We start from the raw sequence: 10,435 nt of genomic DNA, 5'->3' as shown, positions 1-10,435 counted from the left end.
AGTACCGTCCGACGTACTTCTCGGCCGTGCCGACCATCTACTCGCACCTGGTGTCGCAGCCCGATGACGTGGTGGCCGACACCTCCTCGATCCGGTTCGCGATCTGTGGCGCGGCTCCTGCCTCGATGGAGCTGCTTGCCGCGACCGAGGAACGCTTCGGCTTCGGACTCGTGGAGGGCTACGGCCTGACCGAGGGCACTTGTGCGTCGACGGCGAATCCGGTGGGCGGCGTACGCAAGGCCGGCACTGTCGGCTTGGCCCTGCCCGGGCAACGGGTGGCGATCGCGGCTCCGGACGGCACGCTCGTGCCGACGGGGGAGCGCGGCGAGGTCGTGATCCAGGGCGCCAACGTGATGCAGGGCTACCTGAACCGGCCCGAGGCGACCGCCGACGCACTCGGCGACGGCTGGCTGCACACCGGCGACGTCGGCATCCTCGACGAGGACGGCTATCTGCGGATCGTCGACCGGATCAAGGACATGATCATCCGCGGCGGCGAGAACATCTACCCCAAGGAGATCGAGACCGTCCTGCACAGTCACGCGGGCGTCCTCGAGGTCGCCGTCGTCGGCGCCCCGCACCCGGTGTACGGCGAAGTCCCGGTCGCCGTGGTCGCGGCGTACCCGGATGTGGTCGTCGAGGTCGACGAACTCCTCGCGCTCTGCCGGACGAAGCTCACCAAGATCAAGGTCCCGGTGGCGATCCACCTCGTCGAGGCGATCCCGAAGAACCCGGTCGGCAAGCCCGACAAGCCCGCCATCCGCAAGTCTCTCGAGCACTGAGGAGCATCGTCATGGGATTCACGAAACCCTCGGTTCCCCCGGTGGAGCCGGACAAGGTGTACGACCTGCCGTACCTGGAGCGGATCAAGATCCTGTCCCGCTACTGGGCCGAGGAGGGCTTCGGGTCGCCGAAGATCTTCCACGTCATCTACGTCGTCAAGTTGCTGTTCCTCTACGCGGCCGGCGGCTACCTGGTCGGCACCCTCACCTCGGGGTTCGACCCGTTCCAGCCGAACGAGTTCTGGACCGAGCCGGTGCTCTACCAGAAGTTCATCCTGTGGACCGTGCTGCTCGAGGTGATCGGCGTGGCCGGTTCCTGGGGCCCGCTGGCCGGCCACTTCAAGCCGTTCACCGGCGGCTGGCGTACCTACGGCCGGGTGGACACGATCCGCGAACCACCGTGGCCCGGCAAGGTGCCGTTGACCGACGGCGACCGCCGTACTCCGGCTGACGTCGCCCTGTACCTCGCGATCATCGTCAACCTGGTGTTGTCGTTGGTCCTGCCGTCCGTCGACGAGGGTGACCTCACCGCACTCGGGTTCACCGGAGGCCGCGTTCCGCCAGTGCTGATGATGATCCTGGGCGCACTGCTGATCGTGCTCGGCCTGCGGGACAAGGTGTTCTTCCTGCAGGCCCGCGGCGAACAGTACCTGCCCGCGATCGCGTTCTTCGCCCTGTACGGCGCCGTCGATATGATCGTCGCACTCAAGCTGCTGATCGTCGTGGTGTGGGTCGGGGCCGGCTTCTCGAAGTTCGGCAAGCACTTCGGCATGGTCGTCCCGCCGATGGTCAGCAACACCCCGTGGGTCCCGTTGAAGGCGATGAAGCGCATCAACTACCGGAGCTTCCCCGAAGACCTGCGGCCGTCGCACAGCGGCAATCTGCTGGCCCATGTCGGCGGCACGCTGGTCGAGATCGTCGCGCCGCTGGTGTTGCTGTTCTCCACGAACCGGACGGTGACGATCGTGGCCGTCGTCCTGATGATCTGCTTCCACCTCTTCATCACGTCGACCTTCCCACTGGCCGTGCCGCTGGAGTGGAACGTGCTGTTCGCCTTCGGGGCCGGGTTCCTGTTCCTCGGCAATCCCAACTGGGACGGGTTCGGCGTCGCTGACATGACGCCGTGGCTCCTTGCGCTGACGGTCGCGGCCCTGCTGTTCTTCCCCGTACTGGGCAACCTGCGACCCGACCTCGTGTCCTTCCTGCCGTCGATGCGCCAGTACGCCGGGAACTGGGCGTCCGCGACCTGGGCGCTCGCTCCTGGTGCGGAGCAGCGGTTGAACGATCGGTTGGTGAAGCCGGCCCCGATGGTCGTCGACCAGGTCACCGAACTGCTCGGCAGCCGGGACGCCGCCGAACTCGCGCTCTACCAGGTGATGGGCTGGCGGTCGCTGCACAGTCAGGGCCGGGCGCTGAACTCGATCCTGATCGATCAGCTCGGCGACGACCTGAATCACTATGCGATCCGCGAAGCTGAGTTCATGACGAACTGCATCGTCGGCTTCAACTTCGGCGACGGGCACCTGCACGACCACAGGTTCATCGCCTCGATCCAAAAGCGCTGCGGCTTCGAGCCCGGCGAGTTCATCGTGGCCTGGATCGAGTCCCAGCCGGTGCACAAGAGCTACCAGCGGTACCTGGTGATCGATGCGGCCCTCGGCATCGTCGAGCGCGGCACCTACCAGGTCGCCGACGCGGTGGCCGAGCAACCGTGGCTGCCCAACGGACCGATCCCGCTGACCGTCGAATGGCGTCTGGAGGGCTACCAACGCGTCAGCCACCCCCGCCCGGCCGCGGTCGCACAGCCTGAGCCGGCTACGCCGGAGGCAGGATCATGACCAGGGCAGTTGTGGTCGGGAGTGGGCCGAACGGCTTGGCCGCGGCGCTCACGCTCGCCAAGGCCGGGGTGGACGTCAGCGTGCTCGAGGCCGCCGATCGCCCCGGTGGGGGCACTCGGAGCAGCGAGCTCACGCTGCCCGGACTGATCCACGACGAGTGCTCCGCCTTCCACCCGCTGGCCGTCGACACGCCGTTCTCCCGGTCGGTCGATCTGACGCAATACGGCCTGACCTGGCGGTGGCCGGAGGTGCAGTACGCGCATCCGTTGGATGGTGGTCGCGGCGCCGCCGTACTGCGGTCTGTCGCGGACACCGCCGCATCGCTGGGATCTGACGGGCGCCGGTGGCAGCAGGTGTTCGGTCCGTTGACCGAGCGGTTCGACCGGATCACGGCGGACTTCCTGCGGCCCGTCGTTCGGGTGCCGTCTCACCCGATCGCGATGACCCGGTTCGGCGCGCTGTCCGCCGTACCGGCTGCGGTTCTCGCCAAGGCTTGGTCGACGGACGAGGCGCGGGCGCTCTTCGGAGGTGTCGCGGCGCACGCGCTGCGACCGTTCTCGGCTCCCTTCTCGGCGGCGATCGGGGTGGCACTCGGTACGGCGGCGCACGCCTACGGCTGGCCCGTCGCGGAAGGGGGATCGGCGGCGATCAGCCGGGCGATGATCGCGGCGCTCGAGGAGCACGGTGGCAAGGTAGAGACCGCTGTGCGGATCGAGTCGCTGGAGCAGGTTGGCGATGCTGATCTCGTCCTGCTGGACGTCGCGCCGAGTGCTGCCGTCCGGATAGTGGGAGAGAAGATGCCGGCCCGGATCCGGCGGGCGTTGCTTCGGTACCGGCATGGGCCGGGGGTGTTCAAGGTCGACTTCGCCCTGTCCGGTGACGTGCCGTGGACTCATGAGGCCTCGCGGCGCGCCGGTACGGTCCACGTGATCGGGGACTTCGCGGAGTTGGCCCGTGCGGAACAGGACGTGGTGTCCGGCCGGATGCCGGGCCGGCCGTACCTGCTGGTCGGGCAGCAGTACCTTGCCGACAGGTCCCGCGCCGACGGCAGTCTGCGGCCGTTGTACACCTACGCGCATGTGCCCAGCGGCTACCGCGGTAACGCGACCGAGTTGATCGAGGCTCAGATCGAACGCTTCGCTCCCGGCTTCCGCGACTTGATCGTGGCCCGATCCGTGCGGACGGTCGGGCAACTGGAAGAACACAATGCGAACTACATCGGCGGCGACGTCACCACGGGCGCCAACACCGCACGGCAGTTGATCTTCCGCCCACGCGTCTCACTGAAGCCTTATGGGCTCGGGGTTGCTGGCGTGTACCTGTGCTCCGCGGCGACCCCGCCCGGTGCGGGCGCCCATGGAATGTGCGGCTACAACGCCGCCCGCGCGGCCTTGGCGGGCCTGAGATGACGCGAGCACCGGCCTCTGTGAACGGCAGTCTTCGGCAGTTGGCCGGTGGGATGCCGGAGGGCCGAGCCTTTCTGGTGGTGGCAGCCGAGGATCCGCCTGCGCTGCCGCGGTTCGAGGAGCAGTTGCGGGTCCTCCAGATCGCGTCGGCGTGGCAACATCTGCCGGGTCTGTACGTCGGCCTCGTCGCGCTACGCCCGGACAGTCTCGACCGGGTGGTCGACCTGCTGCGGCGCAATGCGACGGGCCGCGTCGGCATCAGTCCGCTGTATGACGATGTCGACCGGCTCGAGCTGGCCTTCAGATTGGCCCAGACCGCGTTGGCGGCATCGACAGTTGCGGATCCTGTGACCGTCTTCGACCGGGTACCGCTGACTATGACCGTGCTCGCCGACGCCGAGGTCGCGCAGCGCGTAGTACAGGTTGTGCTGGGCGGCCTCGAGGACCTTTCTCCCGACGACCGCGACGTGCTCCTCGACACCTTGGCTGCGTGGTCAACGCACAACGGCTCCGCCAGCGAGACCGCCGGCCATCTGTACGTCCATCCGAACACCGTCCGCTACCGGCTCCGGCGGCTCGAAGAACGCACCGGCCGTTCGCTCAGCAATCCCCGCGCGGTCGCCGAACTGGTCCTGGCCCTGGAGGCGGTCAGAGCAGCTTAAGGATGCTCTTCTTGGCGGGTGAGCGCTTCCAGCGCGGTGCGCAGGGCGGTGCGGGAGGTGACGCCGAGCTTGGGGTAGACCCGGTGAAGGTGGGAGCCCACCGTGCGGTGGGACAGGAACAGCCGTTCGGCGATCTGTTTGTTGGTCAGTCCGGTCGCGGCCAGATCGGCGATCTGGCGTTCCTGCGCGGTTAGGGGAGACGCGGGGCTCTCGGTCCGGACGCCGGACGTGACGCCGGCTGCGCGGAGCTCCTCGCGGACCCGCTGGGCGAAGCTCTCGGCGCCGATCCGGTCGAAGGTCTCCAGGGCGGCGCGGAGGTGGACCCGGGCCAGCGTCGTGTCATGAGTGCGGCGAAGCCATTGTCCGTAGGCGAACTGGACGCGCGCGTGTTCCCAGGGAAACCGGATGGCGTCGGGATCCGCTAGGGCCACTTCGAAAAACGCTCCGGCCTCGTCGTCGTCGGCCGTCAGGGCTGCCGAGCCGGTGATCATCAGTGCGATGCGCGGGCCGATCCGCTGCAGTCCGGCCTGCTGGGCGGCGGCGACATGGGCGCGGGCCTGGTCGAGGTGACCGGAGCGGACCGCTGCCTCGACCAGATCGAGCACGACCCACCGGCCCGGAATGCCGGCGCTCGGAGCGCCTGGCGGGGCGATGCGCGAAACCTGGACCAGAGCCTCTTCGAAGTCACCCTGCCCCATAGCCGAAAGGTGGCCTGCTGACCGGGCGTAGGCCTCTGTCACCCCCATCCCGCGAGCCGCTGCCCAGTTCGTGGTCTCGGTACGGCGGGACCTGGACAGATCCGCATTGCCGCGCAGGGCCGCACCCGAGGCCAGCAACGCCCGGATCTGGCCCTCCCAGAAGTGGTAGCCGTAGACCGCGGCCAGATCCAGTCCCTCCTGTGCCAGGCGCTCGGCCTCGTCCCACCGCCCGTGCACATAGGAGTTCTGGCAGAGCAGCATCAGCCCGGGGATGACCATGGCGATCGCGCCGCCGTCGCGCTCCCGCGCGATCATCCGCGTGACCAGATAGCGGTAGTCGGACAGGACGTCCATCGCGCTGGCGGCGAAGGCCAGCGGCATGAGCTGCCAGGGTGCCGCGTCGGTGGGGAGCGCGGCGAACGCTTCAGCGAGGCCGTCACGAATCGCCTCAGCGGTGTGGGTCGGATCGACGTAAGCGTCGTGGCACAGGCGGAACGGGACGACGGTTTCCGGATCGAACCGGGCCATGGCCTTGTCGAGGAGCTCCCACGGCTCCGGCCGGAGGGAGTAGAGGCTGACCAGCAGCAGCGCATAGAGAATCCCGTCGCTGTCCCATCCGTGCTCGCTGTTCGCCTCATAGACGGCCTCGTCGAGCGCTTGGGTCAACAGCCGGTAGGCGGCGTCGACATCGCCCTCCTGATTGGTGAGCAGGTGGGCAGTGGTGGCGAAGACCAGCCCGGTAGGCGTGTCCGGTGCCTGACCGGCGTCGGCCAGCAACCGGGCGACCTCGTCGAGCTGACCGGTGATGCCGGCCAGATAGGCCGCCTCGGTCAAGCGCCGGGATCGATCGACCGCCTGCGGGCTGAGCTCGGCTGCCCGGATGAGCGCGGTCACCGCAGTGGATGCCGCCGTCCGCCGCAGGTCGCGGATCGCCGCCTGATCCAAATCTTGGTTCGCCCGCCAGGCGGACATCGCGGCCTCGTCCAAGGCCCGGGCCACCGCTTCGTCCGGTCCGGTCGCGGCCTCGGCCAGATGCCAGGCGCGGCGCTCGGGGAATCCGGCCATCGCCGTGGCCAGGGTCTGGTGCGCGTTGCGGCGTTCAGTTGGCGGGGTCTGGTGCACGATCGCCGAGCGGATCAGCGGATGCCGAAACCAGATGCGGCGGCCACCGGCATCGGCCTGCACCAGGTTCGCCTCGACTGCGGGGGCGAGCTCGTCGCCGTCCGCCGGCCCTTTGATCGCGGCCAGGCTGACGTCCGGCTCCAACGCCACCTGCAGCAGCACCTCTCGGGTTGCCGCGGGCAGTGTTCGGATGTCCTCGGCGAAGGCGACCTTCAGCCGCCCGGACAGCGGCAGGATTTCCGGGAGCGGGTCCTGGCCGGAGCGCTGCCGGTCGTCCAGCAACGCCGGTAGCTCCCGCAGTGCGAGCGGGTTGCCGGCGGCCTCGGCCAGCAGTCGCCGCCGTACCGGAGGTGCCAGTCCGGGCCAGTGGATGTCCAGCAGTTCGCCTGCCGATCGCGCGCCGATCGGCCCGAGGACGCGTTCTTGCACCTGGATGTGGTCGAGGGGAGCACCGGCACCCGTTCGCGCGGTCACCAGGATGGCGATCGGGTCCTGGCCCAAGCGACGGGCTGCGAACCCCAGCGTCTTCGCGCTGACGGGATCGATCCAGGGAAGGTCGTCGACGATCAGCAGGAGTGGCGATTCGCGGGCGACCCCGCTGAGGAGATCGAGAACCGCGGTGGCGACGAGCGGATCCGGTGACAGGCCAGGGGTGAGGTTCAGGATCTGCTGGAGGGCGTTGCGGTGCGGGCGAGTGAGCCGGGCCACCCGGTCGCGTAGTGGGTAGACGAGTTGGTGCAAGGCCGAGTAGGTCAACCCGGCCTCGGACTCCGAACCGAAGGCGCGCAGGATCCGCAGTCCGCGGGCGGTGGCCCCTGCTGCCGCGGCGTCCAGGAGCGCGGTCTTGCCGACGCCCCGATCGCCGCGCAGCAGCAGGACGGGGAGCGTCGAGGTGGACCGCTCGAGCAGTGCGTCGATCCGCTCCAGTTCGGCCGCGCGCCCCACCAGGTCTGACTTCACTTCGTCCATCCCTTCGCCTTGCGGTCTCTCTGCCAGCATCCGAGCCGTCCGGGCACATGTCTATGTACGTGGCCACAGCGTTTGGCGGCGTCACCAGTGGTGGGAACCACTGTCGCCGCACAAAAAGCCGAGAGGTTGAGCAGCATCCGCAGATCACGCCCGGCAGCCCGCTCGTACGGTCGTTCTCAACCCCAACGAGGAAGGCACCCACCATGAAGAAGCTCTCCGACCAACTGAGCGACCTGTCCAACCGTGCGAAGAAGACCGAGGACGTGGTCGACGCCGCGAAGGCGAAGAACCGGGACCGGTTGCAGGCCGAGCAGACCCGGATCAGCGAGCGGACGACCAAGGCGCAGACCGATGTCCAGTCGAAGTGGCAGGACCTCCGGACCGCGATGGACGGCCACTTCGCCGAGCTTCGCACCAAGGGCGAGCAGCACAAGGCCGCCCGGGACCTCAAGCACGCCGAGCGGAACGCCGACGACGCCGAACTGGACGCCTCCGACGCGATCGACTTCGCGATCTACGCCCTCGACTACGCGGAGTACGCCATCGTCGACGCCACCATCGCCCGCGCCGACGCCGACGACCTGGCGGCCAAGGGCTGACAGCCGGAGCTGCCGGTGGGCCGGAGGAAGACCTACCATCGGCAGATGGACACGGTGGATGACGATGCCGATCTCGATCGCCAGCTCGCCGGGTTGGCCACGTCCTTGCTGGGCCGGCTCGACGAGTTGGCCGAGGCGATGGCGGAGTGGATCCAGAAGGAGGTCACGGCGTACGTCGACAGCGCGCTCGTCCCGTACGCCGATCTTCGCGAGGACTGTCGGGCGCAGCTGAACTCGATCCTGCCCGCGCTCTGCGGGCCCGAGGCCGCCGATATCTCCTACGCGCGCCAGAGCGGCAGGCGACGGGCCGAGCTGGGCGTACCGCTGGCCAAGGTGATGGACTCCTACCGCGTCGGCGGCAGGTTCATCTGGGAGGCCCTGGTCGCCGAGGCGCAGAGCACCAACACCCTCAGCAGTGAGGCTCTGGTTCGCGCCGCGTCCAGGATCTGGCTGATCCTCGACGACTTCACCGACGCGATGGCAGACGCGTACCGGGACGCCGTGGCCGACCGGATCGTCGCCCAGGAGCACGAGCGCTCCGCCCTGGTGGCGGCGCTGCTGGAGGGCCGGATCACCGAGAACGAGACCCTCTGGGAGGCCGCCGAGATCCTGCGGATCTCCCATCGGGGACCGTTCGTCGTGGTCGCGGCGGAGGTACCGGAGGTCGGCCGGCAGGCCTTCCCCGAGATGGAGGCGCGGCTGCGGTCGGCCGGCCTGGCGTCGGCCTGGCGACTGCTGGCGGACCTGCAGGTGGGCATCGTCGTCCTGCCTGAGGGGGTCCGGTTGGACCGGCTGGTCGCCGTGCTCACCAAGCACGCAGAGCACCGGGTCGGCGTCAGCCCGCGGTTCTCGACGCTCGACGGAACCCGGGAGGCCCTGCGGTTCGCGAGGTTCGCCCTTCTCGGCGCCGTGGCCGGCAGCCTGGTCACGCTCTTCGACCGCTCGCCGCTCGCAGTGGCCGTGGCCAGTACGCCCGAGGTGATGACCCGGATCGTCAGCTCGACCTTGGGCCCGCTGGACGCGGCCGCCGATCGCGAGGTCCTGCTGGACACCTTGGGGGCCTGGCGCGACTCCGGCGGGTCGACCGACCGGGCAGCCAAGCAGCTCTTCGTCCACCCCAACACGGTCCGTCAGCGACTGCGCCGGATCGCAGAGTTGACCGGCTGCACGATGACAGCGCCCCGCGACGTCGCCCGACTCTGCCTGGCCCTCGAAGCCACGCGGCAGCAGCCGCACTGAGCCCGGTTCCGCAGCGTCGTCGTACCGACGCGGGGAGGTGATTGCTTAAGCGAAATTGGGTCATCGGTGCGTCGGATTGCCGATGTCTGAGCCGCATCCGGCCTCGTAGCGTCGATTACGCCGCCCAGCTGAAGGGCGCGATGATCGATAGGAGGCCGCATGGCTGAGCACTGCGAACCGTTGCCATCCCACGGGTACAGCTCGCTGCCCGAGTTGTTCGATACCGCGACGATGCCGCCGGACCAGCGCCCCCGGCGGCTGCGTGACGCGATCGCCAGTGCCGCGGTGCCGGTCGAGATCGAGCACCAGGTCGGCCCGGACGAGGTGTCCGTGCGAGGTGCCGGTCGCAGGCTCGGCAGGTTGTCGGTCCTAACCCTCACGGCGACGCCGTTGACCCTGCGACGCACGGTCCGGCTGGCCCGAACCGATCCCGAGCCGAGCATCCTCGTGGAGCTGCAGCTGGCCGGCCGGCGGTCCGTCGTCCAGGGCCATGAGAGAACGGTCCTGAACCCGGGCGATCTGGTCCTGCTCGACAGCAGCCAGCCGTACCTCTCGACCAGCCTGGACGGAACCAGCCAGCTTTCGGTCCGGATCCCGAGGGCGGATCTGGCGCTGCCCGACCAGGCACTCGCCCGCGTCGCCGGGGTGGGCCTGCGCCCACAGAATCCGGTCGCGAACCTCGCGGCGAGCTACCTGACCCGGCTGGTCGGTGATCACCGGCTGGCCGCCGAGGCGGACCTGGACGTGTTCGAGGCTCCGACGACCGAGCTGGTCCGGGCGGTGGTCGCCACCCAGCTCGGCGACGGCGTACCGGCCATCGAAGTGCCGGAGAACACGCTCACCCTGCGGATCATGGAGTTCGCCCAGCAGCATCTCACCGATCCCGACCTGACCGCGACGAAGATCGCCAGAGCCAACAACATCTCGGTCCGGCACCTCTACACGACCCTGTCCCGGTCCGGTGTCGTGCTGGGCGAATGGATCCGGGTACGCCGGCTCGAGGGGAGCCGGCGCGAGCTCGCCAGGAGCACGGCGACCGGCAAGACGATCTCCGCCATCGGGCGCGCCTGGGGCTTCGGCGACGCCACTCATTTCAGTCGCACCTTCCGCGAGACCTTCG

General features: G+C 69.0%; 8 protein-coding genes. 7 read left to right on the top strand and 1 reads right to left on the bottom strand.

The window, feature by feature from the left end; all coding sequences use genetic code 11:
* From VFG33_RS08330 to VFG33_RS08315, 4 genes are all read left to right on the top strand, one after another.
* A partial coding sequence (locus VFG33_RS08330) for a class I adenylate-forming enzyme family protein (protein WP_325024128.1) occupies positions 1-782 on the top strand: 782 nt, incomplete at its 5' end.
* Between the two features lie 11 nt (positions 783-793).
* Positions 794-2,620 (top strand): DUF3556 domain-containing protein, encoded by a 1,827-nt coding sequence (locus VFG33_RS08325; RefSeq protein ID WP_325024126.1) that lies wholly within the window; start codon positions 794-796, stop codon positions 2,618-2,620.
* Complete coding sequence (locus tag VFG33_RS08320; protein WP_325024124.1) at positions 2,617-4,029, top strand: phytoene desaturase family protein; 1,413 nt, start codon at positions 2,617-2,619, stop codon at positions 4,027-4,029. Before VFG33_RS08325 ends, VFG33_RS08320 begins: the two co-directional genes overlap by 4 nt.
* Positions 4,026-4,688 carry a helix-turn-helix domain-containing protein gene (locus VFG33_RS08315; RefSeq protein ID WP_325024122.1) on the top strand — a complete coding sequence of 221 codons (663 nt, stop codon included), beginning with the start codon at positions 4,026-4,028 and terminating at the stop codon, positions 4,686-4,688. Before VFG33_RS08320 ends, VFG33_RS08315 begins: the two co-directional genes overlap by 4 nt.
* Here the strand turns inward: VFG33_RS08315 and VFG33_RS08310 are convergent.
* Entirely contained in the window at positions 4,685-7,477 is a 2,793-nt protein-coding gene (locus VFG33_RS08310) for an AAA family ATPase (protein WP_325024120.1), read from the bottom strand. The two genes, VFG33_RS08315 and VFG33_RS08310, sit on opposite strands and share 4 nt — an antisense overlap.
* A gap of 203 nt (positions 7,478-7,680) precedes the next feature.
* Here VFG33_RS08310 and VFG33_RS08305 point away from each other — a divergent pair, with 203 nt between their 5' ends.
* The 3 genes from VFG33_RS08305 to VFG33_RS08295 form a co-directional block, all read left to right on the top strand.
* Complete coding sequence (locus VFG33_RS08305; RefSeq protein ID WP_325024119.1) at positions 7,681-8,076, top strand: hypothetical protein; 396 nt, start codon at positions 7,681-7,683, stop codon at positions 8,074-8,076.
* Between the two features lie 45 nt (positions 8,077-8,121).
* Complete coding sequence (locus tag VFG33_RS08300; RefSeq protein WP_325024117.1) at positions 8,122-9,315, top strand: PucR family transcriptional regulator; 1,194 nt, start codon at positions 8,122-8,124, stop codon at positions 9,313-9,315.
* A gap of 159 nt (positions 9,316-9,474) precedes the next feature.
* On the top strand, positions 9,475-10,435 hold a 961-nt coding region (locus VFG33_RS08295), incomplete at its 3' end, for an AraC-like ligand-binding domain-containing protein (protein ID WP_325024116.1).

The organism is Kribbella sp. (assembly GCF_035687465.1).
Classification (GTDB): domain Bacteria; phylum Actinomycetota; class Actinomycetes; order Propionibacteriales; family Kribbellaceae; genus Kribbella.
The sequence above is the reverse complement of the archived record's forward strand: the minus strand, read 5'-3'. Positions and strand labels throughout refer to the sequence as shown.

Bases quoted from the DNA above. Each gene is read 5' to 3' on its own strand.
- VFG33_RS08325 (WP_325024126.1), top strand. From the start codon at position 794: ATGGGATTCACGAAACCCTCGGTTCCCCCGGTGGAGCCGGACAAGGTG.
- VFG33_RS08305 (WP_325024119.1), top strand. From the start codon at position 7,681: ATGAAGAAGCTCTCCGACCAACTGAGCGACCTGTCCAACCGTGCGAAG.
- VFG33_RS08300 (WP_325024117.1), top strand. From the start codon at position 8,122: ATGGACACGGTGGATGACGATGCCGATCTCGATCGCCAGCTCGCCGGG.
- VFG33_RS08320 (WP_325024124.1), top strand. From the start codon at position 2,617: ATGACCAGGGCAGTTGTGGTCGGGAGTGGGCCGAACGGCTTGGCCGCG.
- VFG33_RS08310 (WP_325024120.1), bottom strand. From the start codon at position 7,477: ATGGACGAAGTGAAGTCAGACCTGGTGGGGCGCGCGGCCGAACTGGAG.
- VFG33_RS08315 (WP_325024122.1), top strand. From the start codon at position 4,026: ATGACGCGAGCACCGGCCTCTGTGAACGGCAGTCTTCGGCAGTTGGCC.